Source organism: Brevibacterium sp. K11IcPPYGO002 (assembly GCF_050920635.1).
GTDB lineage: Bacteria > Actinomycetota > Actinomycetes > Actinomycetales > Brevibacteriaceae > Brevibacterium.
Genome location: NZ_CP131929.1, coordinates 1,711,462 through 1,737,021 on the forward strand (window position 1 = coordinate 1,711,462; position 25,560 = coordinate 1,737,021).

The following is a 25,560-nucleotide window of genomic DNA, read 5'->3' on the forward strand; positions in this document are numbered from 1 at the left end:
GTAGTCCGACTTCTGTAAGTTGTGTTCACCTGCGACTCTGATGGTTCTTGCACTGCGTCGTGATCAAACCGTAACCTTTCACACGGTTGGAAATCTGACACCGGAAACATGAACCGTCGAGTCGCGGCGAAGCCTGTTGACGGGGTCGGGCAATCGAAGCATCGACAACGATCAAGGGAATCAACCTTATGCAGAAGAAACTCGTGCAGAGTTCGCTGGCCATCAGCGCCGCCGCGGCGCTGGGCCTGAGCGGCGCGCTCGTCGCCTCGCCGGCGATGGCTGACAACGCACCGCAGAAGCTGGACCTCCAGAGTGAAGCTCACGTCCAGAAGGCACTGTCCGGCATCGAAGGCGTCAACGCCTACGGCACCGACGGCGGCGAGCTCAGCATCGGCGTTGCCAAGAAGACCGACGAGATCAAGAAGCTCGAAAAGAAGTACCAGAACATCAAGGTCACCGAGGGCGTCAAGGAACTGAAGCCCTACGCGAAGAACGACCTCGTCGGCGGTGCCGGCTACCTCGTCAAGGCCGGCGAGAGCGGCGGAGCCTGCTCGACCGGCTTCTCCGGCTGGGACGGCGACGGCAAGCCCGTCGTCCTCACCGCCGGACACTGCTCGAAGATCATCAACGAGCAGACCAACGAGTTCGACGGCGACACCACCGTCGACCAGACCGAGAAGCCCTCGATTGCTCAGGCCAACGGCGGAGAAGGCTTCCAGGCCTCGGGCAGCGGCGTGATCGGCAAGTGGGGCTTCCACAACTTCGGAGGCGACCTGCTCGAAGGCGCCGATGAGAACCAGTGGCCCGAGCCCAGCGAGTCTGACATCGACTTCGCCGTGATCAATGTCGACGAGTCGAACTACAACGTCAAGAACGGCATCACCGACTGGACGACTGCCGATTCGGACGACCTGGCCAAGTCGACCACTGAGATCACCGAGGTGGGCGCACACAAGGAAGGTGCCATCAGCAAGTCCGGTCGTACCACCGGCAAGACTGAGGGCAAGGTTCTGCCTCGCGAGTCGTACGACTTCGATTACCAGAATGTCGGTGGCCGCTGGGTCCACGGATTCGGCGTGACCGCTCCGATCGACAAGCCCTTCTCGCAGCCGGGTGACTCCGGCGGCGGCGTCTACCAGGGCAACACCGCTGTGGGTGTCATCTCCGGCGGCGGCGACCTCGATGCGAACACCTCGTTCACTTGGGTCGCCGACCTGGATCACTCGCTCGAGGAGTCCGGCACGGACTTCAATCTCGAGAAGCCCGGCGAGGAGACCCCTGAGGCTCCTGCTGCTCCGAAGGCCGAAGACCAGACCATCGAGCCCAACGGCGAGGTCAAGGGCAAGGCCGAGGCCGGCGCTGAGGTCGAGGTGAAGTGGGAAGCCGCTTCCGCTGCTGACGATCAGAAGGCCAAGGCGCAGGCTGCTGAGGACGGATCCGAAACCGTCAAGGCTGACAAGGACGGAAACTTCTCCGTCGAAGGACCGAAGGCAGAAGGCGACTACCACTTCACTGCGACTGCGATCGTCGATGGAGAGAAGTCTGAGCCGACCGAGTTCGACGTGACCGTTGAAAAAGACGAGTCCGAGACTCCCGCTCCCGTCGAGCGTGAGATCAACGTCGACCCCAAGCAGATCGCCGCTTCCGACTTCGTGAAAGAAGACGAGGGCGTGACGATCACGGTCCAGGGCTTCGACGAGGGCGAGAAGGTGACGCTCGAGGTTGCCAACGGACCCGAAGGCGTCGAGGGCATCACCCTCGATGAGACCGCGAACGAAAACGGTGCTGCCGCATTCTCCATCTACGGCACCAGTGCGTCGAACCCCGAGGCCTACCTCGGCAAGTACGACGTCGAGGTCATCGGTGCCAACGACACCGAGGATGAGTCGGCCCTGACCGGTTCCTTCGAGGTTCTCGCTGACGAAGACGGCTCCGGTGGCGGATCCGGCGGCGACGATGATGGCAACAACGACGACGGCGACGCCGACGGCGGAGCCGGCGACGGAAACGACGATGACGGAAACGGTGACGGCGGTTCTGACCTGCCGCGCACCGGTGCCGAGCTGACCGGCCTCGCTGCCGGAGCCGGACTGCTCCTCGTGGGTGGCGCCGCAGTCGTTCTGACGATGCGTCGCAAGAACAACAACTGAGTGCAGTGAGACTGACCGTCTGACGGTCTGCTGAACACTCACAGACGATGCCCCCGGTCTTCTGACCGGGGGCGTCGTGTATTCATTGTGGGGGTCTGGTGGATGATACCGGCAAGTCGCTTTGTACATCTGATGAAGTTTCGGTCATTAAGTTCACAGTTTCGGGCGTACTTTTTTGGTAGTTCCTGAGTGCGACCCGTAACCTTATCGTGACTTAGGTCATCAACTTGTGACATTGATCCCTCAGAACAGAGAGACAACAACTTATGCAGAAGAAACTCGTGCAGAGTTCGCTGGCGCTGGCAGCAGCGACAGCACTCGGCCTGGGCGGCGCATTCGCAGCCTCTCCGGCCGTCGCAGACAACGGTCCGCAGAAGCTGAACGTGCAGAGCCAAGCGGCTGTGCAGAAGACTCTGGACAAAGCGTCCGGCGTCAACGCATACGGCGCCAAGAACGGCAAGCTGACCATCGGCGTCGAGAAGGCCGACGACAAGACCAAGCAGCTCGAAGAAGATTACGCAAACGTCAAGGTCGTTGAGGGAATCAAAGAGCTCAAGGCCTACGCTGGAAATGACCTGGTCGGCGGCGCGGGCTACCTTGTCAATGCAGGAGAAAGTGGCGGAGCCTGCTCGACCGGATTCTCCGGCTGGGATGCCGATGGAAAGCCGATCGTCCTCACCGCCGGTCACTGCGCGAAGATCATCAACGAGCAGACCATGGAGTTCGAAGGCGACACAACGGTCGACGAGACTGAACAGCCTTCCACTGCCCCTGCGGTCGGCGGAGAAGGATTCAAGCAGACGGGACTCGGTGTCATCGGCACCTGGGGTTACCACAAGTTCGGCGGAGAACTGGTTCCTCCGGGCTCGGACGCACAGCCCAAGGACGACGATATCGACTTCGCGGTCATCAATGTCGATGCTTCGAAGTACAACGTCAAGACTGGTGTGACTGACTGGTCGACCGCGGGCGATGACGATCTGGCTGCGAAGCTCGCTACCGATATCACCAAGGTCGGCGCTCACAGCGAAGGTACCGTTCAGAAGGCCGGCCGAACCACCGGACTGACTGAGAACGAGACATGGACTGCCTACAACGAGCAGTTCGACTTCGTCAACGTCAGCGGACGCTTCGTCCACGGTTTCGGAGTCAAGGCGCCGTCCGGCAAGCCGTTCTCCGCACCCGGCGATTCCGGTGGCGGCGTCTTCCAGGGAGACACCGCAGTCGGCGTCATCTCCGGTGGCGGTCCTGCAGAGGACGAGAACGGCCAAGAGATCGACTTCAGTTGGGTAGCCGACCTCGACTACTCGCTCGAAAAGTCCGGACAGACGATTTCCTTCGACGACCCGAACGAAGAGCCTGAGGCTCCTGCCGCGCCGACGGTCGAGGACCAGACCATCGAGCCCAAGGGCGCGATCACTGGCAAGGCTGCGGCCGGTGCTGACGTGAAGGTCACTTGGACCGGTGCTGCGGAAGGCGAAGCCACTGCGAAGGCCGATGACAGCGGAAACTTCACTCTCGAGGGTCCCGAAGCAGAAGGTGACTACGATGCGAAGGCCGTTGCTACTGTCGACGGTCAGACTTCAGAAGCCGCCACCTTCACAGTGACTGTCAAGGCATCGGATGACTCCGACGGCGGTGCTGACGCCGACGGCGCCGATTCGAATGCCGGGGCTGACGCTGACGGTAAGGATGCAGACGCCTCCGCTTCTGCCGACGGCGACGACGCAGACACCTCCGCCGCTGCCGACGGCAAGGATGACGAAGCCGATTCCGACGCAGACGGTGACGAGAAGCCTGAAGCTCCCAAGGTTGGAGACCAGACGGTCGTCGAAGGCGGAAAGATCACCGGCAAGGCCGCTCCGAACGCTGAAGTGAATCTGACCTGGAAGGCCGCCGGCGATGCCCAGGCGGGTTCCTCTCAGGCTCAGGCCGCACCGGCTGAGGGCAGCGTGACGGTCAAGACCGATGCTGACGGAAACTTCTCCACCGAGGCTCCTGCCGAGCCTGGCGAATACGCGTACTCCGCCACGGTTACCGCCAACGGACAGACTTCGGAGGCCACCAACTTCACGGTGACTGTCCAGGCTGCTGAGGCCGAGCGCAAGCTGACCGTCGAGCCGAAGGAGATCGCAGCTTCGGACTTCGTGAAGGAAGACAAGGGCGTTCAGATCACCGGTGAAGGCTTCGACGAGGGCGAGAAGGTGACCCTCGAAGTTGTTGGCGGTCCTGAAAACGTCGAGGGCATCACCCTCGAAGAGACCGCTGACGCTGACGGAGTCGTCGGATTCTCGATCTACGGCACCAGCGCCTCGAACCCCGAGGCCTACCTCGGTAAGTACGACGTCCAGGTCACCGGCGCCAACGACACCGAAGACGAAGAAGCCCTCACCAGCTCCTTCCAGGTCGTTGCCGACGAAGACGGCAACGGCGGCGGCGACGATGGTGACGACAACGGCAACGATGATGGAAACGGTGACGGCGGTTCTGATCTGCCTCGCACCGGTGCCGAGCTGACCGGCCTGGCTGCCGGAGCCGGACTGCTCCTCGTCGGTGGAGCCGCTGTTGTTCTGACCATGCGTCGCAAGAAGAACAACTGAAACACACTCTGACAGTCACTCGCTGACTGACTGAGAGAAAGTGCCCCTGGCCGGAAGGCCAGGGGCACTTTCACCTCATCGGACGAAAGCACGGACCGTCGCTCCTGCCGACGGGGCGGCCTCGCTGAAACCGAGCGACGTGTAGAACACAGTCAGTCCGGGATCGGCGTCGGCGAGCAGGACGGTCTGCCGGACATCGGCGAAAGGTTCGAGGGCGCGAACGACGAGTTCACCCCCGATGCCGCGCCGCTGCTTTCCTGGATCGACGAGGACGTCTTGGAGGTAGACAAGTGTTCCGAAGTCACTGACCACGCGGGCCATTCCCACGAGCATTCCTGCCCGGCGAGCACAGACGACGTGCGCAGAGTTGAGCACGCTGCGGACCAGCCGTTCCGGATCGCTTGTATAGGCAGACCATCCGACCGAGTCATAGAGCTTGAGCAGCTCACTGCGCGAAGGCAGGGTATTCGACGAGTACGTGATCCCGGATCGAGTCTGATCACGGAAATGACGGCGATCATGCCAGTGCAATTCAAACCCGACGCCTGTCTCCCACTCCTCGCGCAGGATCGCATAGCCGACCGAATCCAGCGGATCGCCACCGGTGACTGGCCACGAGCGGCGGTAGTGAGCTTCTTTCGTCCAGCCTGCCCGGTCGAAGACCGACCTCATGGCGTGATTGTCTTCGCGTGTCTGACCCTCCAGTCGAACTGCTCGCGTGGTGGAGAAGACATGAGCGGCAATGGCGGTCAACGCCTCAATGCCGAGGCCCCGACCTCGAAATCGCGAAGCTAATCGGAGGTCGAACATCGGAGTCTCGTCGTGAAGATCCTCGAGGCGGACGATGCCGATCCGGCCCAGCTCGCTGTGGACGAGCCAGAAAGTTTCGGTCTCCTCACTGATGAAGTAGCCGTCCGCGATCCGTTCGCGCACTTCTTCCGTCGACCAGACGGACAACTTGGCGTGAAAGGGGAACTCTTCCGTGGTGTAGAAATCAATAAGATGATCATCGTCGCAGCCATGCGGATCGACCCGGGTCAGCTTCACACTCATGCGCTTAGACTAATCGGTGAGCGCTCACGGCAACTCAACGCAGAGATGAAAGCGCCAAGGTGCGCCCGAGACGAAGGAGTCCAGTCATGAGCCTCGAAGGTGATCCATTCGATTACCAAGTCACCAAATCCGGAGTTCTCCTCATCCGCCGAGGCGGCCGAAACGTCATGGAGCTCGGCGGGAAGAAGGCTGCCGCACTCATCCCCAAGCTCGGCCGAGACGACGAGAGCGATCAGCAGCTATTGGCACGGGCGACAGGAAACTACCGGCACGGCAATGAACGGCAACCCGGACGGCAGTGAATCTGGCTGTACGTTCGTTCAGCTCTTGGTACTGTATGCGTTATGAGTCAATCGACCGTCAGTGAATTCTCCCGCGCCATCGCAGTCACCCGTCACGGTGACCACGACTTCACCGCCGAGCTCGACGCCGGCTGGAAAGTCGCCGGTGCCGTCAACGGAGGCTACCTCCTCGGAGTCGCCGGACAAGCCCTGCGCACCGTCAACCCGAGCACTCCGGACCCTCTTGTCATCTCGACTTTCTACCTCGGGCCCAGCAGAGAGGGGCCGGTTGACATCACCACGCGCACGCTGCGCGAAGGCCGATCGACAGCGAGCTACGGCATCGAACTCGTCCAGAACGGGGCACCGACGATCTCTGCGATGGCCACGATGGGCAACCTCGGCGAGCTTCCTGACGATGTCGGCACGACAGCCACCCCGCCCCACCTGCCCCCACCGGAAGAATGCGTCGGTGTTGCCGAAGCCAGCGAGGAATTCAAGAAAGCGGCACCGCTGATCGAACGGTTCGATATGCGCCTGGATCCGGCCACCGCCGGATTCGCAGTCGGCAAACCCAGTGGTCGCGGAGTGCTGCAAGGCTGGATTCGGTTCATCGACGGGAGTGACCCGGATCCTCTGTCCCTGTTGACGTTCCTCGACTCGTTCCCGCCGGTGATGTTCGACCTCGGTCGCTTCAACTGGGCGCCGACGATGGAACTGACCGCACACGTCCGCGCTCTGCCTGCTCCCGGATGGATCAGCGCACGATTGTCCACTCGAAACATTGCCGGCGGCATGTTCGAAGAGGACTGCGAACTGTGGGACTCGGCCGGTCGCCTCGTCGCTCAGTCGCGGCAGTTGGCGCGCCAACCCCGCGGTTGACGCGTCGATGACGGCGGATAACCGATGATGACGCCTTCGATGTGCCATGTCGGTGGGGTGCTCTAGAGTCGGGTCAACACCTATCCGACTGCGAAAGGACCGCGCTCATGGCGTCGCTGGCATCTTTGAGCATCACCTTCGACTGCCTCGATGTGGAAGCTCAATCGATCTTCTGGGCGGACCTCCTCGGCGCCGATATCGACCCCGGTGCCAACGAATTCGTTGCGAGCATCGGGGGAGTCCACAACAGCGAGTCACCGACTCCGGGAATGCTCTTCCTCAAGGTCGACGAACGCGCCGAGGGGAAGAACCCGCTGCACATCGACCTCGACGATCCGCATTATCCGGCGGACGTCGACCGCGCAGTCTCCTTGGGCGCGCACAAGCTCGCGTCCTTCGACGAGTACGGGATCGAATGGACGACACTGAAAGATCCCGAAGGAAACCTCTTCGACATCGGCCGGCGAAAACTAGACTGAGCTTCACACGCCTGGTGCGAACATCAGGCCGTCTGCATGATCAGAGAGGCTCAGCATGACCCTGCCGTTGACCGATCCGAGCAATTCCCCGAACGAACGACGAGGGCTCGAAGAGTTCCTCGACTATTTCCGACAGGTGGTCCGGCGCAAAGTCGATGGACTGTCGCCGGAACAGCTCAACCACACCGTGGCGTCGTCGTCGCTGACGATCGGAGGCATCCTGCGACACCTCACCCTCGTCGAAGAGAGCTGGTTCGTCGAAGTGCTGCAGGGCAGAGAACTGGGGGAGCGCTGGTCGAGTGTCGACTGGAACACCGACCGCGATTGGGACTTCGAGTCCGCATCCGGGATGACCGCAGATGAACTCCTGGCCGCCCACGAGCAGGCGTGTGGGAACTCCCGCGAAATCCTCGCCGAGGTGACCGACTTGGACACCCTGACCGCACGAGGAGACCGTGACGGCGAGAAATTCAACGTCAGATGGATCCTCATCCATCTCATCGAGGAGTATGCCCGGCACGCGGGCCATGCGGACATCTTGCGCGAGGACATCGATGGTGAGATCGGCGACTGAGTCGTGGGCACTGTGCAGAGGGCGGATCAAATAGGCTGGGAGGTATGACGAACATCCCATCGACCGGAACCGGCACTGCGCCGAAACGGTCCAAAGCACTCCTGCCGCTCGACCTGATCCGCGGATTCCTCATCGGCAGCGCCGAACTCGTCCCCGGGGTCTCCGGCGGAACCATTGCCTTGGTCACCGGAGTCTACGACCAACTGATCGATTCCGCAGCGCACGTCGTAGCCGCGGCGAAGACCTTGGTGACCGGCCCCAAGCGTGTCAGCGGAGCACTGGCAGAACTGCGGCGCACCGACTGGTTCCTCGTCATCCCGGTTCTGTTGGGGATGGCCGTGGCCGTATTCACCATCGCCGGTGTCCTGGAATCCTTCGTCACCGGCAACCCCGAACTCTCCCGCGGACTGTTCTTCGGCCTCGTCGCCGCCAGCATTGCGGTGCCGTTGCGCATGTTGCCGGCACGTTCCTCGCGGCAACCGGCGCTCCTCGGCGTTCTGGCCTTCATCGTCGCTGCCGCTCTCGCATTCTTGATGACGAGTCTGGCCGGCGGGGCAGACGTGGAGAACCCACCACTCATCGCTGTCTTCTTCGTCGCTTCGATCGCCATCTGCGCACTTGTGGTGCCAGGAGTGTCCGGATCATTCTTCCTGCTGGCAGTCGGCATGTACTCGACCACACTTCGCGCCGTGGACTCACGTGACTTCGGTTATCTCGGAATCTTCCTTCTCGGCGCAGTCCTCGGCCTGGCGGTCTTCGTCAATCTCCTCAAATACTTCCTGCACAATCACCGGTGGTGGACACTCATCGTCATGGCAGGACTGATGTTCGGGTCCCTGCGCGCACTCTGGCCCTGGCAGTCATCTGCCGAGGTGGGCGCCGACGGCGAAGAGCACGGGGCGGGTGGTCTGCTGGCTCCCGTCGACCCGGTGCTCGGCCCGATTCTGCTCGCCGTCCTCGGCGCGGCCGTTGTCGTCATCCTCATCGTCGTCGAGGCGAAATCTGCATCATCGAAGGATGAGGCCGGCGGCGCTGATTCCTCTGTGGCGTGAGCGCAATAGAGTTTGTTCAAACTTCTCTCAAGATCCATTCAGAAACCGGTCAGCGCCCACTAGGGTAAGAGAGTTGAATCACTGCCATCCTTGTTGACCAGTTCTCTGGAGACATATGCGCCTGCGCACCCTGACCTCGTCCTCGCTCGCCCTCGCTCTGATCATCACTGGACCCGCGGCCGCCTCCGCGACCGGCCTCGGCAGTGCCCATGCGCCCACCGACTCGCAGGTGGCCGAGACCGGGGAGCTGACTCTGTTGGCGACGACGGATGTTCACGGCCACGTCCTCAACTGGGACTACTTTGCGAACAAGCCCTACCCAGCAGGGGAGGAGCTGGGCATGTCCCGAGCCTCGACGTTGATCAAGGGAGTACGGGAGGACAAAGGTGCAGAATCCGTGCTCCTCGTCGACAACGGCGACACCATCCAAGGCAACCCGTTGGCCTACTACTACGCCAAACAGGAGCCGATCACGACCAGCGGCCAAACACACCCGCTGGCCAAGACCTACAACCATCTGGGATACGACACACAGGTCGTCGGCAACCACGAATTCAACTACGGCCTCGACCTGCTGGCCACCTACAGCGACCAAGTCGACTTCCCGCTTCTCGGCGCCAATGTCATCGACGACGCAGACGGCCAAACCCATCTGGACCCGTACGCGCTGGTCGACAAACAGGCCGATGGTGAGACGATCACCGTCGGCGTCCTCGGCGTGACCACTCCCGGCAGCCGAATCTGGGACAAGAACAACTTGTCCGGAAAGGTGCACTTCGACGATCCCGTCGAGACAGCCCAGAAGTATGTCCCCGAGATGAAACAGAAGGGCGCCGACGTCATCGTCGTGCTCTCCCACTCCGGCAAAGATCCGAAAGGACAGAACTGGGATCCCGACCGACTGCAGGAGAACGTCAGCACTTCAGTGGCGCAGGTTCCCGGAATCGATGTCCTCGTCGCCGGCCATACTCACCAGAACGAACCCAGCCAAGTCGTGACCCGCGACGACGGCAGCCAGGTGCTCATCACCCAACCGAACTACTGGGCCCGTTCGGTCTCAGAGGTGGGACTGCCGATCAACCTCGACACCCACCACGTCGACTGGGGCGAGGCCGAGCCGCACGCGGACGCTCTCGCCACCCAAGGCGAAGTCGCTGAGGATCAGGAGATCAAAGACCTCGTCGAAGAGCAGCACCGGACCACGATCGATTACGTGAACACGAAGATCGGCTCGGTGACCGAAACGCTGTCGGCGAAGACCTCATACTATGAGGATACGGCGATCCTCGACTTCATCTCTCACGTCCAGACCGAGACGGTGGAAGAAGGACTGAAAGGAACGGACTATGACGATCTTCCCGTGATCTCACAGGCATCTCCCTTCAGCCGCACCGCAGAGTTCCCGGCCGGCGACATCACGATCCGAGACGTGGCCGGACTCTACGTCTACGACAACACTCTTGCCGGAGTCGAGATCAACGGTGCCCAGCTGCGCGACTACCTCGAATACTCGGCACGCTATTTCAAACAGACCGAAGAAGGCGCCGAATTCGACCCGGTCGACGGCACCAACGCGATCGACGAAGTCTCTCAATCTCCGATCCCGGACTACAACTATGACGCTCTGGCCGGAATCGACTACGACATCAATGTCTCCAAACCGATCGGGGAGAGGATCGAGAACCTCAAACAGGCCGACGGCAGCGAAATCGGAGACACCGACCGGTTCATCCTCGCGATCAACAACTACCGACAGTCCGGGGGAGGCGGCTATCCGGTCGACGGACTCAAGGAGGTCTACAACGAACAGGTCGAGGTGCGCCAGGCCCTCATCGACTGGGCCGAGGAAAAGCAGATCGTCGACCCTGCCGACTTCTTCGACGAGAACTGGCAGGTCGTCACCAGCAGCCGTTCACCCGGCGGAGATGATGACGATTCCACTGACAGCGAGGATTCCGACAGCTCCGGCGAAGTCACTGCCGAGGCGGATTCGAATGGATCCGATGGTGCTGAGTCCGACGCCGGTGCGACCTCCGACAGCTCGGGCTCCGGGAGTTCCGGAAGCGCTGACGGGGAGGACAACGCCGGAGAGGCAACATCCGAGAACGACGACTCGGCGAACAGTGCATCGGACGGCAATGCTGAAGGCGGCGAAGCTGACGACTCGGCAGCCGGCGCAGGCGGTGGCGCTGACCTGCCACGGACCGGTCTCGAGCTTGCCGCAAGCATCGGCATCGCCGCCGCGATCATCGCACTCGGTACGGCTCTCGTGTACTTCTCACGCCGCCGTCGCCGTTGAGCGACCGGCTGCAGCGGGTGGGACTCAACGATCAGAAAGTCGGTCGAGCGTCCGGTCCATGTTGATCGGGTTCGCCTCGGCGGCAACTCACGTAGAGTGAGAGTGACAGCAGTCAGCTTTGAAGAAGGAGAGAGTCAAGCATGGCCAACACAGCATTTCAGGGATCTCCGGTCAAGACCGTCGGCGACCTGCCCGCCAAGGGCGAGCAGTCTCCGGCATTCAGCCTCGTCGGCAGCGACCTCGGCGATGTGAACTCCCAGGACCACTCGGGCAAGCGCGTCGTGCTCAACATCTTCCCCAGCCTCGATACGGGCGTGTGCGCCGCCTCGGTACGCAAATTCAATGAACTCGCCGCGGGTCTGGAGAACACCACCGTTCTCTGCGTGTCCAACGACCTTCCATTCGCCCAGGCTCGCTTCTGCGGTGCCGAAGGCATTGAGAACGTCGTCACGGCATCGGGATTCCGCAGCTCGTTCGGCAAGGACTTCGGCGTGACCATGGTCGATGGCCCGCTCGCCGGTCTGCTCGCACGGTCCGTCGTCGTCCTCGATGAGAAGGGCACCGTAACGTACACGCAGCTCGTCGACGAGATCACGACCGAACCCGACTACGATTCGGCAATCGCGGCTCTGGGAGCCTGATCTCCTCTTCGCAGGTCGGAACTTCGACCTGCGAATAGTGAACCGGGCGGGACTCACGCGAGTCCCGCCCGGTTCGCTTTCTGTCAGCAACGTGTGCCGATACGAGTCGTTGCCTTGTTTGCCAACAGGCAGCACATGCCAATAGCCGGCACATGCCGACGTGCTCACATGTCGATGACGGTGATCGGCAGGGCATAGTCGACGCCGGCGAGTTCTCCACCGCTCGTGGTGATTCCGGGAATCATGTCCTTCGGTGCCGGATGGTCGCCGAGCGCGTTCAAATAGACCTTGTGCGCCTCGAGGGAGCGCACACCACGATTGACGTGCTCGGCCGTGAGCGCCACGGCGTGTGTGGGCTGTCCTCCGTTGATGAGCAGTCGATCCGCCTTCCACGCTTCGAGTCCCTCGTCCTTGAGGTCGGTGAAGACCCAGGGATTGTCGGCATCGCGGATCGCATCGACGGTGGCGACGCCGGCATGGCGATGGTCGACATGATTGAGTCCCCACTGAACCTTGAGGTCGAAGGTTGTCACGACGACCGCGTTCGGTCGGAACTCACGAATTTTCCGCGCAATCGCCTTTCGCAACTCGTGCGTGGATTCCAGCAGACCATCCGGGAAGTCGAGGATCTCCAGATCGTCGACGCCGACGATATTGCACGCCCGACGCTGCTCATCCGCGCGCAGCGGTGCCACCTCCTCAGGGGGCATATTCCGGATCCCCGCCTCCCCGCGGGTGAGCAAGAGATAGGCGACCTCCTTGCCTTCATCGGTCCATTTTGCCACTGCCGCCGAACCGCCGTATTCCATATCGTCGGGGTGCGCGACCACGCAGAGCACACGGTTGATATCAGAGTCATCGAAAAGCGGGATCTCAGTCATGATTCCAGGCTAGGCGGCAGCTCGCAGTTGCGCTAGAGAGCGGGGACGGGTACGCGATTGGGTACGATATGGATGACCCACGGATCGAGTGAAGGCAGACGATGATGAACAGACCACTCGTAGCGGTGTCGCTGGCCCTGGGGCTGGTTCTCACCGGATGTTCGGCGTTCCGGGTCAGCAGCTCGGACGATGCGGGATCCAAGCCGGCAAACGTGGGGATCGGTGACGGGCAGTCACCTTCGCCGACAGCAACCGGTCCGACGATTCCCGATGGCATGAGTGAGACCACTGTCGAACTGGGTGGACAGTGTCCCGTCGAAGTCAGCTTGGCCTTGAGCGCTGACTGGGCTGACGGGTCCGGATACGACGGATATCGACTCTATGAAACCGATTCCGGAGCGATCATCACGGTCAACTGTCTCGACGATGACGAGTCGACACCACAAGCATTGGTGGACAAGGCACGCGAGCGGATGTTCAGCACTTCGGGATCATCCATGGGCAGCGAGTCCACCGGTTCACTCAGCGGGGGAGAGTACTGGGTCTTCCACGGCACGCTGGCTCCCGACGATATGCGGGCAGTCGACAAGGAAGATTCCGTGATCTTCGGTGCCGTTGCCGGAATGTCCGTCGAAGGTCGGCTTTTCAAGGTCAGCGTCGACATGCTCGCGCAAGCCGATGACACCGAGGCGCAGGACCAGTTCCGACAGATGCTGCCGACGGTTCGCCTCGACGATCAGGTGCTCAAAGCCCCAGACCTGCGCTGAGCCTGCCGACCGTCGGACATGCGTTTGAGCAGTTCCCGGGCCGCAATCCTTCCCGCTCTGGTGGCTCCGACCGTAGAACTGGCCGATCCGTAGCCGACGAGGAACAGCCGCGGATCGTCTTTGACCGCGACCTCGGTGTCCATGGAGATCCCGCCATCCGGTGTGCGAAGACGCAGCGGCGCAAGGTGTTTGAGCGCCGCCCGGAACCCTGTATTCCAGAAGATCACGTCGACCTCTTCGTCTCGTGGTTCGTCGAAGGGAGCCCATGACTCGGGCACTGCCAGATGGTCGCTGGCTGAAGGACCGAGACCCTCCGCCGAGGTCGGCAGTTCGGAGTCGCCGATTCCGGGGAAGTGGACACCGTGCGGAAGGATGCGATCGAACATGCCGCGAGAGACCAGAATTCCCGCGTCGATGCCGCCTCGGAATTCGCGGCGGATCGGCAGTCCGGTGGTTCGGACGACGCTGGCGGGGGCCATACCGGACAGTGTTCGCTCCCGGACGGCCCGTTCGACTTCGAGGCCCCACTGGCCGTCGAATTCTCTGGACGTGAAGTTCGGGGGACGGCGTGTGGCCCAGATAGTGTCGGTCACCTCGGCGAGTTCGAGAAGAAACTGGGTGGCGGAGATCCCGCCGCCGACGACGAGTGTGCGCAGTCCCCGGAAGTCTTCGACGTCTCGGAAGTTCACGGTATGCAGCTGGTGCCCCTCGAACTCCGCGATGCCGGGGACGAAGGGGACATAGGGTTGGGTCCAGGTGCCGGTCGCGTTGATGAGAAAATCGGCGGAGAGCGTCACCTGTCCGCCGTCGATGGTGGCAACGATGGTGAACCGTCCCTGTCCGGGGTCTTCGGACCGAACGGTCTCCACTTCAGCCGGGCGGATGACACAGAGTTCGAGCTCGCGTTCGAAGCGGGAATAGTAGTCGGAGACGATCTCCGAGGCGGGGATGTTCGGGTCGGGACGTCCGAGAGGGAATCCAGGCAGGTCGGAGATGTGGTTGGTGGTGCCCAAGGTCAGTGAGTCCCACCGTTCGCGCCAGGCTCCACCAGGTCCGTCTCCGGCATCGAGGATGATGAAGTCTTTGCCCGGTGCGAGGCCGTCGCGCCAGAGATAATGTGCTGCGGACAGCCCGGCTTGACCCGCGCCGATGATGACGATCGGCCAATGAGAATCGATCAGGAGCTCGTTGATTCGGCACACCATGTGGCCATTGTTTCAGGTTACTGTCGTGAAGGTCTTACTGCCCACACGTATGCTGTGTTCTGATCGATTCCGGTCGACGCTCTTAGGGCATCATCGAGCAGATCGGGCGCAGTCTGGCCCGCGGGGATTGGAATAGCAGTCTTCGTCGACGAGGTAGCGGTGATAACGGTAGACCTCGATGCCGATGTCGTTGCTGGCGACGTGAGCGAATCCGTCGATAGGAAGCCAGGGGCCACCGTCGACGGAGAATTCTCCGCTGAACGTCGCAGTCATCGAAGCCGATACTTTGCCTGACTCTTGGTATTCGTGTCCGATCTGGGGTGTGCCTCCGGGCAGTGGCTTCGCACCCTTCGCAGTAGTGGTCCTGCCCGAGCCGTCTCCGAAGTCCCAGTTGAAGCGCTCTGGGGTGACTTTGACTTTGACGGCATAGGTCAGCAGTGTCATGTCGATATAGCTGACATCGGTGTCCGTCCAGAAGGCGGCCGGTTTGCCGACGACAGCCCAATCCTTCGGCCAGGCATAGATTGTAGGAGCCGGTATGTCGAAGTTCTGAAACTGCGATTCCGGGATGTGCGTCGGGGGATCGGGCCGAGCCGGAGCGCCTCCGCCACCGCCTCCACCGCCGGGGCCCGGTTCACTCACACACAGATAGCCGACGTCTTCTGTCGGACAGTCAGGCAGTCCACCGCCTCCTCCGCCTCCTCCGCCGCCTCCGCCTCCGGAGCCACCCCCGTTATTGCCGCCTCCACCAGAGCCGCCCCCACTGCCAGAGCCGCCCCCGCCGGGAGGAGGCTGGGGTGCCGGAGGTTTCACAACACTGCACTCGCGCTCTTGAAGTGAGTTGCAAGCAGGACCGCTACTGGCAGGTGATGGTTGAGCAAGGAGCGTACAGGCGGATATTACAAACAAACTCACGACAAACAGGTGCAAAGTTACTCGCACTTTTTGCTCCAGAGCTCCTGGTTGGATATCTTCCATTTGCCACTGTGCTTACTGGCCGTTTGTAAGATCGTAAGACTCGTCTTCGGCTGGTTCGGCATCGATTCGCCCTTGTCGACGACAGCGTGTTTTGAGTCGTGTGAGCAGAAGAGAATTTTGACCGTGTGTTTGTCTGACGAGTTCGAGGGTATGCCAACATCCTGAACTCGAATGTTGTAGTAGTCGTACTCGCCCGCCATATATTGACTGTCTTTTTCTAGATCGCTGGCGCTCTGGCGGAGTGATTCCAGAGAATCGGCGGCGGCGTAATTTTCGATGTCGTTTAGATCTCTTCCGCCGGAGGAAAATACTCGGTTGATCGTGTCGATGTACCCGACGAACGCCACCAACGCGCCCTCGACGGCCTGTTTCTCCTTTTGATCGAGGTCGAGGTCGGTTTCGTAGTCGGGGATGGCCACCTCGGCGGCGTCACCAGTCGACGCTCCGTCCGGCTGCTGAGCGGGCAGAGTCGACGTCGGTGCGGCTACCGGGGAATTATCGGAGCAGCCGACGACCGAGACCAAACTCAGCGCGCAGAATACGGCAACGAATACTTGGGCAGGTCGACGATACGGTCGGGACGATCCAGTTCTCATTCCACGCCTCTGTGGTCTGCAACTGCGGCGCGACCCGGTCGGTCGACACCCGGATTCCCTACATTATTCGACAGGCACGCTTTTTAGAACAGGCGAAGTCGAATCTGTGGATAACTCACGTCCGAGTGCGTGGAAGTACGCGACTCTGGGCGACCAACGCTATTCGTTTGCAGCCTCTGCCGCCTTGGCCGCAGCCTTCTGCTGCTTCTTGAAGGCACGCACCTCTTGCAGAGTGACGTCATCGCGGACATCGGCGATCGAACGGCGGGCATCTGCGTCTCCGTAGTCACCAGCGGCCTTCTGCCAGCCCTCGGCCCGAAGTTCGAACTGCTTGCCGAGCAGGGCCAGGAAGATCTTGGCCTTCTGATCACCGAAACCGGGCAGCTTCTTCAGACGTTTGAGCACCTCAGCGCCGCTGGGATCACCCTCAGTCCAGATCGCCTCGGGATTCCCGTCGTAGTCGTCGATGATGGCTGCCGCGAGCTTCTGCACGCGTCCGGCCATCGACTTCGGAAACCGGTGCACCGCGGGAGTCTGCGCGAAGATGTCGAGGAAATCATCCGGATTCATCTCTGCGATCTCGTCGATGTCGAGCTTGCCCATTCGTTCAGCGAGCTTGGCCGGACCCGCGAAGGCACTCTCCATGGTCACCTGCTGATCAAGCAGCATTCCGACGAGCAGGGCGAAGCGGTCTTCGGCCAACAGCGCATCGGCCTTCGGGTCTCCAGACAGGAACAGTGAAGTCATGTCCCCATCTTCGCATGCCTGCCCCTGCTGTCCACGCCCGATATCATCGACAGATGACCTGCCCCTGCTCCGGAATGCCTCCGGGTACCGACTACGACGACTGCTGCCGTCCAGCCCTCGACGGCGAAATGTGGCCCACCACCGCCGAGGCGCTCATGCGCTCCCGCTACACCGCCTTCGTCCGCGGCAACGAAGACCACCTCTTCCGCACCTGGCACGCCAAGACCCGACCCGACGATGTCGGCGTCGATGACGCCACCACATGGCTCGGCCTCGAAATCGTGTCCACCACGGGCGGGGGAGTCGACGATGCCACCGGCACCGTGCACTTCCGCGCGCGATTCCGGGACCACCTCGGCGATCATGTTCTCGAAGAGAACTCCTCCTTCGTCCGCAGAGCCGGCCGGTGGATGTACCTCGAAGCCCTCGAAAGCTGACCCAACCACTTCGAGATCCGACGACGGCTGTGCCTATACTGGTGGTCGGCGCATCCAACGCCCAGCCGAGGTCGTGTTCCCAGCACACCGACCGCATGGCGAAGGGGAGAGAATCCTCGGACGAAACCGGCACGGTGATTTCCTGACCAGGTTTCGTGCTGGGGGAGACTTGGTCGCCACAGGAAGTGACACCATGACCAAGGACAAGGATTTCAAGAAGCTCGTTCGCACGCGTATGACCGAAACCGGTGAGAACTTCACCACGGCCCGCACCGCCCTGATCGCCGCGAATCAGAACGCGAACCAGAGTGCAGTGCCCCGGTCGACTACCGGCCGCGGAGCCACCATCGACTCGGAGGTCTCACGATTTCGGGCGAAGACGCTGAGAACGTTCATGCCCGACGGCCGCCTCGTCGCCATTCCGACGAAACGCCGTGCCCTCGTACTCGTCCTCATCGAAGTGCTCGCCGCCATAGAACCAGACCGGGTCTACAGCGAGAAACGGCTGGGCGCCATCCTCAGTGATTTCCACCCGGACTTCGCCCTGCTGCGGCGTGAACTCATCGACTATCGGCTGCTCGAACGCAATGCCCACACCGGCGAATACTGGGTCAACCCGAACCCGCCGACTCATACAGGCTCACAAGCCCAGGAGATGGCCGGGCTCGAGGTATTTCTGCGCTGAACAGGCGACGGCGTATCCTTGAAGCTCGAACCACAAACGGGCAGACACGAGGAGCATCCATGGCCTACCACGCCGATTCGACCGATCTCGACGAAAAAGAGATTCTCAGCTGGGACATGTTCGGCCGGTCGGCGCGGGAAATGGCGCAGACCATCGCGGATTCCGACTACGATCCCGAGATCGTCATCGCCGTGGCCCGCGGTGGACTGCTGCCTGCCGGAGCACTGGCCTACGCCCTCGGGCTCAAGCTCTCCGACGCCATCAACGTCGAGTTCTACACCGACGTCCACGAGACCCTGCCCGACCCGATCCTGCTCGCCCCGATGCTCGACATCGAAGCGATCAAGGGTAAGAAGCTGCTCGTCGTCGACGACGTCGCCGACTCCGGCCGCACCCTGGCTCTCGTCCTCGAACTGCTGCGCAAACACGGTGCGGAAGCCCAGTCGGCCGTCATCTATGCGAAGTCCGCATCGATCATCGACCCGGACTTCGTGTGGAAGCGCACCGATCAGTGGATCGTCTTCCCCTGGTCGGCCGAGCCTCCGGTCGAACCCAGCAAGTAAGCTGACCGTATGGAGGAGACACGGGACATCGCGGCCCCGTGCGGGCGCGTGCGCGCCTACGTCAGCGAGGATGTGATCCGTGCACGAGGCATCCGCTATGCCCGCGCAGGTCGTTTCCTCCCTCCCGTCGATGAACCTCCGGTGGACGTCATCGACGGCGGTCAACCTGGCCCGGCCAGCCCGCAGCTGCGCCGCGACCCGAACGCCGGAATGACCTTCGACCAACTCGGTGGGCTTCCCATCAGCGAAGACTGTCTGCGCGTGAGCGTGACCATGCCGAAGGGCTCCACCACCGAGGCGGGACTTCCCGTCCTCGTCTGGATCCACGGCGGAGCCTACGTCGCCGGTGCCGGAGACGCGGAGATCTACGATCCGCACGCCCTGGCCGCCGAACAGAACATCATCGTCGTCTCCGTGACCTACCGCCTCGGGGTCCTCGGATACCTCGGAACCGGGCGAGACGAACACCTCAACCTCGGAGTGCTCGATCAGATCTCCGCCCTGCGCTGGGTGCAGAGGAACATCTCCGCCTTCGGAGGCAACCCGGACAATGTCACGGTCGCCGGACAGAGCGCCGGAGCAGACGCCTGCGCTCACCTCATGATCGCCGACGGCACCGCAGGACTCTTCCGCCGGGTTCTCATGGCCTCAGCTCCCTTGGGACTGGCCGGCGGCACGGACGCAATGAACTGGGCGATGGGGAAAGTCGCCCAGAAGATCGACCCGGCAGCCAGCATCGATGACATTCTCAGAGCGCAGGAGGAGGTGCACAAGGCCGCCCTCGTCGGAGGCCTGCATGCCGGAATGTGCTTCGGAGTCCGCTACGGCCGGTACCCGCTGCCATCACGAACGAAGGCAGACGAAGCCTGGGCCACAGTCGCCCCGAAATTCGACGTGCTCATGACCCGCACGGAACGCGAGATGGCGTTCTTCGCCGGCTTCGTTCCCGCGCTGCGTCGCCTCCACGACCGCCCGCTGACCTCCCCGATGCTCGAATCCCTCATCTCCGGCATCACGTCGGCGGTCTATACTCGGGCCGGACGCGAATTCTACGACCGCCACCGGATGTCCGGCGGTCAGGGCGCCCGCCTGCTCATCGTCTCCCGCGGGGACGGCGGCTTCTTCGACGCCGCCCACTCCGGAGACCTGCCGCTGATCTTCCCCGGCGAGATCTGGCACGATTCCTTCCTCGACTACGGTGCGACCACTGATATCGCCGGTCCCGAGCTGCGCCGGATCTGGGGAGAGTTCGCCACCTCAGGCGCCCTGCCGCGCGTGCGGGTGCCCGGACTCATCGACATCATGGGCTGACCTGTTCGACTTCGCGATCACCGTCCTGCATCCCCGGTTTGTCGTCTTTTCACAACCGCCAAGTCACCGGCGTGAACTACCGTTGGACCATGGACGCTCATCAGATCTCGGCAGCCCGGCTGATCTCGCAGGGACTCATCGGAGCTCCGCCCCAGTCACCGACAGGAACCGGCCTCTCACCTGCCGGAGCCGTCGTCGAGCATCTCGGCTGCGTCCAAGCCCAAGCCCTCGGCGGAGCACTGGTCTCCGTGGCCCTGCGCTCAGGACCGGATGTCACTGACGGTGTGGCTGCCGTCCGAGCCGCCATCGATTCGGGAGAGATCGTGCGTTCCTGGACCCAACGCGGCACCATCCACCTGACCACGGCCAAGGACATCGGATGGATCCTCGGCCTCACCGGGGCACGGACCATGAGATCCACGGCCAAGCGGCGTGAGCACTTCGGCATCACCGACGCCATGCTCGATACTGCAGCCGAATCCGCCACAGCAGCCATCCGGGAACGGGGACCGCTGACGCGCGACGAACTGCTCGACGCATTCGCTCCCATCGGCGCCGGAGACGAATACGGCCACGCCCGGTACCTCATCACGTCCCTGGCACTGCAGAACATCATCGTCCAAGCCCCCATGATCGAGGGCAAGGACGACATGAAATACGTGCTCACCGCCGATTGGGTGCCTGCCCCCACGGAGTTGGACACCGAGGCGGCCGACCACGAATGGATGAGACGCTTCGTCACGAGCCACGGACCGGTCACGGTCGACGACGCGACGCGCTGGACGGGGCTGCCGAAGACGAGGATGAGAAAGGCCATTCAGACCGGAATCGTTGCCGGTGAGATTGTGAGCTCCGACATCGACGGCACCGACTACGTGCACGCACCGGATCTGGAGGACCGGCTGGCCGAATGGGAGACTGCGGCGCAGGAGACCATGTTGCTGCCGGGATTCGACGAGATCATCCTCGGGTACAAGGATCGCAGCGCCACTCTCGACCCTGAGAATGAGAAGCTCGTTGTGCCCGGAGGCAACGGAATGTTCAAGAACACAGTTCTGACCGGCACACGTGCACGCGCCACGTGGAAGCGATCACCCCGCAAGACCGGTCCGCGAGTCATTGTCGACACATTCCCAGGGGAGAAAGTTGACCTGGAGGCTGTCGACTCGGTGAGTGCAACCCATCCGGCCTTCGTCTGAGAACGCAGAGACGACCGACGATGGACGAACTCCACACAACACGCACACCGTTGGCCGGTCAGATGGCTGCGGCTGACCGACCGGGATCGAGACCGCAGAGCATCGCCGTCGGGATCATCCTCAACCCCAAACACCCGGCGACCCTGTGGGCGTATGCCGAGCTCGTGCCGGAACTGCGCAATGTCGGCGCACACTACCGAAGCATGACCACCAGCGTCGAACGCTCCGGTCGGTGGCAGGCCGCACAGCTCATCGCGTGGGGAGCCGACACCATCATCATCCTCGGTGGCGACGGCACCATCCGAGCGACAGCCCCGGTGCTCGCCGCGGCTGACATCCTGACGTTCCTCGTCCCCACCGGGACCGCGAACGTGCTCAGCCGCCATATCGGCCTCCGATCCTCCCGACATGCAATCGACCTGTGCTTGGGCACTATCGCGTCGATCATCCGTGGCGGCGATCCGCCGAACCTCCGGAACGTTCCGATCAATACTGCCGAATTCCAGACGGCTGACGGCGCTCGACATCGCACCGAGTTCATCAGCCTCGCCGGCATCGGGGGAGACGCCCGGGCCGTGGCCCACCACCGCTCCGCTCCCGGACTGCTCGGCTACGCCTGGGGAGCCGCGCGAGCCCTCTTCGCCGCGGACTTCACCGCGAGCACGGCAGACACCGCAAGCATGAGGGACACCGCCAGCACACGGGAAAGAACCGCCGGCACAGGGGAGGGAACCGCCTCGGGGCAGGTGTGGTCGGTGATGGTCTCGAAGGTGACCCGGCCTGCAGGACCCATCGCTGTGTTCCCCGAGGCGCGGATCGGTGCTCAGACGTTCTCCATGCTCACCGTCGGTCCGTTCCCGCTCTCACCCATCGGGCGGTGTCGAGCCTGGGCAGGAATCGCCGCAGCATGCCTGCGGGGCAAGCCGGACGCCCACCGGCTCATGAACTATCGTCGTACGACCGAGACGACAGTCGCGGTCGAATCACCGGTACCGGCACAACTCGACGGAGACTTCATCGGCGACTGCCTGGATCTGCGGGTGAGCACCGGTGAGAAGACACTGCTGGTCTCAGCGCCGACGGCGTGAGGTGCCGAAGATTCCGCGCGCGATCTCGCGTGCCGCGGTCCTTGTGAACTGTTTGAACGCCGAGGACTTCACGACCTGAGTGAACAGGTTCTCGTCGTCCTTCTTCGCCGGCTTCTTGCCGCCGGCACCGGGCTCCTCCGGGAAGTCGATCTTGTCCGCCGGCGCGGACTGCTGTTCCTCGGCGTGAGCTTCTGACCCTCCTTCGAGGCGCTTGGCGAGGATTTCGCGGGCAGATTCGTTGTCGATCGCGGTGCCGTACTTCTCGTGCTGGGGCGAAGCCGCCACAGCCGCTTTGATCTCGTCTTCGCTCATCGGCCCCATCTTCGACTCCGGAGCCCGCATCCGTGTCGGCGCCACCGGAGTCGGAGCGCCGTCGGGGTCCATGACGGTGACCACGGCTTCGCCGATGCCCAGTGATGTGAGCAGCTCTTCGAGGTCGTAGTCGGACTTCGGGAAGGTCTGCACAGTTGCCTTGAGTGCCTTGGCATCGTTGGGTGTGTGCGCCCGCAGCTGGTGCTGAATGCGCGAACCCAATTGTGCGAGCACATCCTCGGGCACATCCTTCGGCGTCTGCGTGACGAAGAAGATGCCGACACCCTTCGACCGGATGAGCCGCACCGTCTGTGTCACCGATTGGAGGAAGGCCTTCGACGCGTCGGCGAAGAGCAGGTGCGCCTCGTCGAAGAAGAACACGAGGGAGGGTTTGTCGGGGTCTCCGACCTCCGGCAGGTCCTGGAACAGGTCGGCCAGCAGCCACATGAGGAATGTGGAGAACAGGGCCGGCGACTGACTGAGCTTCTGCAGCTCGAGCACGGAGACGATTCCGGCGCCGTTGTCGTCGGTGCGCAGCAGATCAGCGGTGTCGAATTCCGGTTCTCCGAAGAACACGTCGCCGCCCTGGGCGGCGAGTTCGGAGATCTTGCGCAGGATGACGCCGACGGTGGCCTTCGACGCTCCGCCGATGCCTTCGAGATCGGCCTTGCCCTCGTCGGAGGTGAGGAAGGTGAGGACGGCTTTGAGGTCCGAGAGGTCGAGCAGCGCCAATCCTGCCTGATCGGCATAGTGGAAGACCAGAGAGAGGACGGACTCCTGAGTGTCGTTGAGTTCGAGCACCTTGGCGAGCAGGATCGGACCGAACGAGGTCACCGTCGCCCGCAGCGGAGTGCCCAGTCCCGAATCCCCGAGAGTGTAGAACTCGGTCGGATTGTCCTTGGGATGCCAGTCCTGACCGGCGGCATCGAGGCGCTTGCGCAGCTTGTCGGATTCGACACCGGCAGCGCCGATGCCCGAGAGGTCGCCCTTGATATCGGAGGCGAAGACCGGCACTCCCGCCCGGGACAGCTGTTCGGCGAGCACCTGAAGAGTCACGGTCTTTCCGGTTCCCGTGGCCCCGGCGACCAGTCCGTGCCGATTGAGCATGGACAACGGGATGGAGATCGGAGTCTCCTTCGAGGGGTCCTCACCGTCGAGGGCGACCCCCAGGTCGAGGGTCGTCCCATCGAAGGTGTATCCGTCTTTGAGTGTCTGCAGTGCCTGCTCAGTCATGAGTCAATCTTTACACAGCAGCACCGAGGTGGTGGAGGAATTCTGCATGGATCCGCAGGTCCGTGCCCAGCTCAGGATGGAAGCTGGCTCCCCACACCGAACCCTGCCGAACGAGGACGGGCACATCGTCATGACGAGCGAGCACCTCGGTGTCGGGCCCGAGTTCGAGGATCTGCGGGGCCCGAATGAATGTGCCCTCGACCGGTTCGTCCAGCCCACGTACTGCCAGCGGAGCGGTGAAGGACTCGCGTTGTCGACCGTAGGCGTTACGGGCCACGGTGACATCCAGGCCGCCGAGGCGGTCGTATCCGCCCAGCGAATCGTCGCTGAGCCGGTCGGCCAGGAGAATGAGCCCAGCACACGTGCCGAAGACCGGCAGACCGCCTGACATGCGTTCGCGCAGTCTCGCGAAGAGATCCGCGCCGGCGGCGATGCGCACCATGGCTGTGGACTCTCCGCCGGGCAGAATCAGCGCATCGAGGCCGGCGAGGTGTTCGGACTTGGTGACCTTGAGGGTGTCGACCCCCAGGGAGCCGAGCATGAGCAGATGCTCACGGAAGGCTCCCTGGAGGGCGAGGACGCCGACTCTCACCAGCCGCGCTCGGCCAGGCGGTGCGGTGCGGGGACGTCGGCGACGTTGATGCCGACCATCGCATCGCCGAGCCCGCGTGAGGCCCTGGCCACTGCGTCCGAGTCGTCGAAGTGCGTGGTCGCCTCGACGATGGCCTTCGCACGGGCCTCCGGGTTGCCGGACTTGAAGATGCCGGAGCCGACGAAGACGCCGTCGGCACCGAGCTGCATCATCATCGCCGCATCTGCCGGTGTGGCGATGCCGCCGGCGACGAAGGTCACGACGGGCAGACGGCCGAGGCTGGCGACCTGCTTGACCAGTTGGTACGGAGCGGCGATCTCCTTGGCCGCGACGTAGAGCTCGTCTTCGCTCTTCGCCCCCAGCGCACGGATCTCGGAGTTGATGGTGCGCAGGTGGCGCATCGCCTCCGAGACGTCGCCGGTGCCCGCTTCGCCTTTCGAACGGATCATCGATGCGCCCTCCTGGATGCGGCGCAGAGCCTCACCGAGGTTGGTCGCACCACAGACGAACGGCACTGTGAAGACGGACTTGTCGATGTGGTTGACATAGTCGGCGGGGGAGAGGACCTCGGATTCGTCGATGTAGTCGACACCGAGGGTCTCGAGGATCTGGGCCTCGACGAAGTGTCCGATGCGGGCCTTGGCCATCACCGGGATGGATACGGCGCCGATGATCGAGTCGATGAGGTCGGGGTCGCTCATCCGAGCGACTCCACCCTGTGCGCGGATGTCGGCGGGGACGCGTTCGAGTGCCATCACGGCGGAGGCACCTGCGGCCTCGGCGATGCGTGCCTGCTCTTCGTTGACGACGTCCATGATGACGCCGCCCTTGAGCATCTGAGCCAGTCCGGTGTTGAGCAGGGTCTGTGTTTCGGTCATTGTGGTGCAAGTCCATTCACTGTCGCGGAGTCGATCCAGGTCGACGAAAGCGAACAGGACCGAGCGATCTCGGTCTG

The 25,560-nt window shown here is 62.7% G+C and carries 25 protein-coding genes; 16 read left to right on the plus strand and 9 right to left on the minus strand.

Features of this window, described 5'->3' with window-relative positions:
• The first annotated feature begins 188 nt into the window (after positions 1-188).
• Together QYM46_RS07775 and QYM46_RS07780 are read left to right on the plus strand one after the other, a co-directional pair.
• Positions 189-2,150 carry an LPXTG cell wall anchor domain-containing protein gene (locus QYM46_RS07775; RefSeq protein WP_432791474.1) on the plus strand — a complete coding sequence of 654 codons (1,962 nt, stop codon included), beginning with the start codon at positions 189-191 and terminating at the stop codon, positions 2,148-2,150.
• 266 nt (positions 2,151-2,416) lie between these two features.
• Entirely contained in the window at positions 2,417-4,750 is a 2,334-nt protein-coding gene (locus QYM46_RS07780) for a trypsin-like serine protease (RefSeq protein ID WP_432791475.1), read from the plus strand.
• A 75-nt stretch (positions 4,751-4,825) separates the two neighbouring features.
• On the opposite strand, the gene QYM46_RS07785 is transcribed toward QYM46_RS07780, so the two are convergent.
• Positions 4,826-5,803, minus strand: coding sequence for a GNAT family N-acetyltransferase (locus QYM46_RS07785; protein WP_432791476.1), 978 nt, complete (start codon positions 5,801-5,803; stop codon positions 4,826-4,828).
• A gap of 86 nt (positions 5,804-5,889) precedes the next feature.
• Between QYM46_RS07785 and QYM46_RS07790 the strand changes: the two genes are divergently transcribed.
• The 7 genes from QYM46_RS07790 (at position 5,890) to tpx (ending at position 12,011) form a co-directional block, all read left to right on the plus strand.
• Positions 5,890-6,105: a hypothetical protein gene (locus QYM46_RS07790; protein WP_169252025.1), complete on the plus strand. Its 216-nt coding sequence runs from the start codon at positions 5,890-5,892 to the stop codon at positions 6,103-6,105.
• Between the two features lie 42 nt (positions 6,106-6,147).
• Positions 6,148-6,966 (plus strand): thioesterase family protein, encoded by an 819-nt coding sequence (locus tag QYM46_RS07795; protein ID WP_432791477.1) that lies wholly within the window; start codon positions 6,148-6,150, stop codon positions 6,964-6,966.
• 107 nt (positions 6,967-7,073) lie between these two features.
• The gene (locus QYM46_RS07800) at positions 7,074-7,445 is read left to right on the plus strand and encodes a VOC family protein (protein WP_101544850.1); all 372 of its coding nucleotides are present in this window, start codon (positions 7,074-7,076) and stop codon (positions 7,443-7,445) included.
• A 55-nt stretch (positions 7,446-7,500) separates the two neighbouring features.
• Positions 7,501-8,019: a DinB family protein gene (locus QYM46_RS07805; protein ID WP_432791478.1), complete on the plus strand. Its 519-nt coding sequence runs from the start codon at positions 7,501-7,503 to the stop codon at positions 8,017-8,019.
• A 44-nt stretch (positions 8,020-8,063) separates the two neighbouring features.
• Positions 8,064-9,071: a DUF368 domain-containing protein gene (locus tag QYM46_RS07810; RefSeq protein WP_432791479.1), complete on the plus strand. Its 1,008-nt coding sequence runs from the start codon at positions 8,064-8,066 to the stop codon at positions 9,069-9,071.
• Positions 9,072-9,186: 115 nt separating this feature from the next.
• Positions 9,187-11,370: a bifunctional metallophosphatase/5'-nucleotidase gene (locus QYM46_RS07815; RefSeq protein WP_432791480.1), complete on the plus strand. Its 2,184-nt coding sequence runs from the start codon at positions 9,187-9,189 to the stop codon at positions 11,368-11,370.
• Positions 11,371-11,510: 140 nt separating this feature from the next.
• Positions 11,511-12,011, plus strand: coding sequence for a thiol peroxidase (gene tpx / locus QYM46_RS07820; RefSeq protein ID WP_101553863.1), 501 nt, complete (start codon positions 11,511-11,513; stop codon positions 12,009-12,011).
• 164 nt (positions 12,012-12,175) lie between these two features.
• On the opposite strand, the gene QYM46_RS07825 is transcribed toward tpx, so the two are convergent.
• Positions 12,176-12,892 carry a PIG-L deacetylase family protein gene (locus QYM46_RS07825; protein WP_432791481.1) on the minus strand — a complete coding sequence of 239 codons (717 nt, stop codon included), beginning with the start codon at positions 12,890-12,892 and terminating at the stop codon, positions 12,176-12,178.
• Between the two features lie 275 nt (positions 12,893-13,167).
• On the opposite strand from QYM46_RS07825, the gene QYM46_RS07830 reads away from it, so the two are divergent.
• Positions 13,168-13,659: a hypothetical protein gene (locus QYM46_RS07830; RefSeq protein ID WP_432791482.1), complete on the plus strand. Its 492-nt coding sequence runs from the start codon at positions 13,168-13,170 to the stop codon at positions 13,657-13,659.
• Here the strand turns inward: QYM46_RS07830 and QYM46_RS07835 are convergent.
• The 4 genes from QYM46_RS07835 to QYM46_RS07850 all read right to left on the minus strand — a co-directional run bounded on the left by QYM46_RS07835 (position 13,629) and on the right by QYM46_RS07850 (position 17,185).
• Positions 13,629-14,864 carry an NAD(P)-binding domain-containing protein gene (locus tag QYM46_RS07835; protein WP_432791483.1) on the minus strand — a complete coding sequence of 412 codons (1,236 nt, stop codon included), beginning with the start codon at positions 14,862-14,864 and terminating at the stop codon, positions 13,629-13,631. The genes QYM46_RS07830 and QYM46_RS07835 overlap by 31 nt on opposite strands.
• Positions 14,865-14,954: 90 nt before the next feature.
• Positions 14,955-15,506 (minus strand): hypothetical protein, encoded by a 552-nt coding sequence (locus QYM46_RS07840; RefSeq protein WP_432791484.1) that lies wholly within the window; start codon positions 15,504-15,506, stop codon positions 14,955-14,957.
• A 290-nt stretch (positions 15,507-15,796) separates the two neighbouring features.
• Positions 15,797-16,438 carry a hypothetical protein gene (locus QYM46_RS07845; RefSeq protein WP_432791485.1) on the minus strand — a complete coding sequence of 214 codons (642 nt, stop codon included), beginning with the start codon at positions 16,436-16,438 and terminating at the stop codon, positions 15,797-15,799.
• A gap of 159 nt (positions 16,439-16,597) precedes the next feature.
• Positions 16,598-17,185, minus strand: coding sequence for an HhH-GPD-type base excision DNA repair protein (locus tag QYM46_RS07850; RefSeq protein WP_432791486.1), 588 nt, complete (start codon positions 17,183-17,185; stop codon positions 16,598-16,600).
• A 53-nt stretch (positions 17,186-17,238) separates the two neighbouring features.
• Between QYM46_RS07850 and QYM46_RS07855 the strand changes: the two genes are divergently transcribed.
• The 6 genes from QYM46_RS07855 to QYM46_RS07880 all read left to right on the plus strand — a co-directional run bounded on the left by QYM46_RS07855 (position 17,239) and on the right by QYM46_RS07880 (position 22,468).
• Positions 17,239-17,622 (plus strand): YchJ family protein, encoded by a 384-nt coding sequence (locus QYM46_RS07855; RefSeq protein WP_432791487.1) that lies wholly within the window; start codon positions 17,239-17,241, stop codon positions 17,620-17,622.
• Positions 17,623-17,815: 193 nt separating this feature from the next.
• Positions 17,816-18,307, plus strand: a complete 492-nt coding sequence (locus QYM46_RS07860; RefSeq protein ID WP_432791488.1) for a DUF2087 domain-containing protein — start codon at positions 17,816-17,818, stop codon at positions 18,305-18,307.
• A 59-nt stretch (positions 18,308-18,366) separates the two neighbouring features.
• Entirely contained in the window at positions 18,367-18,870 is a 504-nt protein-coding gene (locus QYM46_RS07865; protein WP_025778180.1) for a phosphoribosyltransferase, read from the plus strand.
• A gap of 9 nt (positions 18,871-18,879) precedes the next feature.
• Positions 18,880-20,181: a carboxylesterase family protein gene (locus tag QYM46_RS07870; RefSeq protein WP_432791489.1), complete on the plus strand. Its 1,302-nt coding sequence runs from the start codon at positions 18,880-18,882 to the stop codon at positions 20,179-20,181.
• 89 nt (positions 20,182-20,270) lie between these two features.
• Complete coding sequence (locus tag QYM46_RS07875; protein ID WP_432791490.1) at positions 20,271-21,380, plus strand: winged helix DNA-binding domain-containing protein; 1,110 nt, start codon at positions 20,271-20,273, stop codon at positions 21,378-21,380.
• Between the two features lie 20 nt (positions 21,381-21,400).
• The gene (locus QYM46_RS07880; RefSeq protein ID WP_432791491.1) at positions 21,401-22,468 is read left to right on the plus strand and encodes a diacylglycerol/lipid kinase family protein; all 1,068 of its coding nucleotides are present in this window, start codon (positions 21,401-21,403) and stop codon (positions 22,466-22,468) included.
• Here the strand turns inward: QYM46_RS07880 and QYM46_RS07885 are convergent.
• Genes QYM46_RS07885 through pdxS form a run of 3 tightly spaced genes read right to left on the minus strand, consistent with a single transcriptional unit; the run spans position 22,451 to position 25,483 of the window.
• Positions 22,451-24,013 carry a helicase HerA-like domain-containing protein gene (locus QYM46_RS07885; protein ID WP_432791492.1) on the minus strand — a complete coding sequence of 521 codons (1,563 nt, stop codon included), beginning with the start codon at positions 24,011-24,013 and terminating at the stop codon, positions 22,451-22,453. The two genes, QYM46_RS07880 and QYM46_RS07885, sit on opposite strands and share 18 nt — an antisense overlap.
• Positions 24,014-24,023: 10 nt before the next feature.
• Positions 24,024-24,605 carry a pyridoxal 5'-phosphate synthase glutaminase subunit PdxT gene (pdxT, locus tag QYM46_RS07890; RefSeq protein WP_432791493.1) on the minus strand — a complete coding sequence of 194 codons (582 nt, stop codon included), beginning with the start codon at positions 24,603-24,605 and terminating at the stop codon, positions 24,024-24,026.
• On the minus strand, positions 24,602-25,483 hold the full coding sequence (gene pdxS / locus QYM46_RS07895; protein WP_432791494.1) for a pyridoxal 5'-phosphate synthase lyase subunit PdxS: 882 nt from the start codon (positions 25,481-25,483) through the stop codon (positions 24,602-24,604). The genes pdxT and pdxS overlap by 4 nt, the downstream gene beginning before the upstream one ends.
• Positions 25,484-25,560: the final 77 nt, after the last annotated feature.

Excerpts from the sequence above, each read along its gene's own strand:
- QYM46_RS07870 (WP_432791489.1), top strand. The coding sequence starts at position 18,880 with ATGGAGGAGACACGGGACATCGCGGCCCCGTGCGGGCGCGTGCGCGCC.
- pdxS (WP_432791494.1), bottom strand. The coding sequence starts at position 25,483 with ATGACCGAAACACAGACCCTGCTCAACACCGGACTGGCTCAGATGCTC.
- QYM46_RS07780 (WP_432791475.1), top strand. The coding sequence starts at position 2,417 with ATGCAGAAGAAACTCGTGCAGAGTTCGCTGGCGCTGGCAGCAGCGACA.
- QYM46_RS07885 (WP_432791492.1), bottom strand. The coding sequence starts at position 24,013 with ATGACTGAGCAGGCACTGCAGACACTCAAAGACGGATACACCTTCGAT.
- QYM46_RS07855 (WP_432791487.1), top strand. The coding sequence starts at position 17,239 with ATGACCTGCCCCTGCTCCGGAATGCCTCCGGGTACCGACTACGACGAC.
- QYM46_RS07785 (WP_432791476.1), bottom strand. The coding sequence starts at position 5,803 with ATGAGTGTGAAGCTGACCCGGGTCGATCCGCATGGCTGCGACGATGAT.
- QYM46_RS07865 (WP_025778180.1), top strand. The coding sequence starts at position 18,367 with ATGGCCTACCACGCCGATTCGACCGATCTCGACGAAAAAGAGATTCTC.
- QYM46_RS07810 (WP_432791479.1), top strand. The coding sequence starts at position 8,064 with ATGACGAACATCCCATCGACCGGAACCGGCACTGCGCCGAAACGGTCC.
- tpx (WP_101553863.1), top strand. The coding sequence starts at position 11,511 with ATGGCCAACACAGCATTTCAGGGATCTCCGGTCAAGACCGTCGGCGAC.
- QYM46_RS07860 (WP_432791488.1), top strand. The coding sequence starts at position 17,816 with ATGACCAAGGACAAGGATTTCAAGAAGCTCGTTCGCACGCGTATGACC.
- QYM46_RS07795 (WP_432791477.1), top strand. The coding sequence starts at position 6,148 with ATGAGTCAATCGACCGTCAGTGAATTCTCCCGCGCCATCGCAGTCACC.
- QYM46_RS07790 (WP_169252025.1), top strand. The coding sequence starts at position 5,890 with ATGAGCCTCGAAGGTGATCCATTCGATTACCAAGTCACCAAATCCGGA.
- QYM46_RS07850 (WP_432791486.1), bottom strand. The coding sequence starts at position 17,185 with ATGACTTCACTGTTCCTGTCTGGAGACCCGAAGGCCGATGCGCTGTTG.
- QYM46_RS07815 (WP_432791480.1), top strand. The coding sequence starts at position 9,187 with ATGCGCCTGCGCACCCTGACCTCGTCCTCGCTCGCCCTCGCTCTGATC.
- QYM46_RS07875 (WP_432791490.1), top strand. The coding sequence starts at position 20,271 with ATGGACGCTCATCAGATCTCGGCAGCCCGGCTGATCTCGCAGGGACTC.
- QYM46_RS07775 (WP_432791474.1), top strand. The coding sequence starts at position 189 with ATGCAGAAGAAACTCGTGCAGAGTTCGCTGGCCATCAGCGCCGCCGCG.
- QYM46_RS07805 (WP_432791478.1), top strand. The coding sequence starts at position 7,501 with ATGACCCTGCCGTTGACCGATCCGAGCAATTCCCCGAACGAACGACGA.
- QYM46_RS07825 (WP_432791481.1), bottom strand. The coding sequence starts at position 12,892 with ATGACTGAGATCCCGCTTTTCGATGACTCTGATATCAACCGTGTGCTC.
- QYM46_RS07830 (WP_432791482.1), top strand. The coding sequence starts at position 13,168 with ATGAGTGAGACCACTGTCGAACTGGGTGGACAGTGTCCCGTCGAAGTC.
- QYM46_RS07845 (WP_432791485.1), bottom strand. The coding sequence starts at position 16,438 with ATGAGAACTGGATCGTCCCGACCGTATCGTCGACCTGCCCAAGTATTC.
- QYM46_RS07835 (WP_432791483.1), bottom strand. The coding sequence starts at position 14,864 with ATGGTGTGCCGAATCAACGAGCTCCTGATCGATTCTCATTGGCCGATC.
- QYM46_RS07880 (WP_432791491.1), top strand. The coding sequence starts at position 21,401 with ATGGACGAACTCCACACAACACGCACACCGTTGGCCGGTCAGATGGCT.
- QYM46_RS07800 (WP_101544850.1), top strand. The coding sequence starts at position 7,074 with ATGGCGTCGCTGGCATCTTTGAGCATCACCTTCGACTGCCTCGATGTG.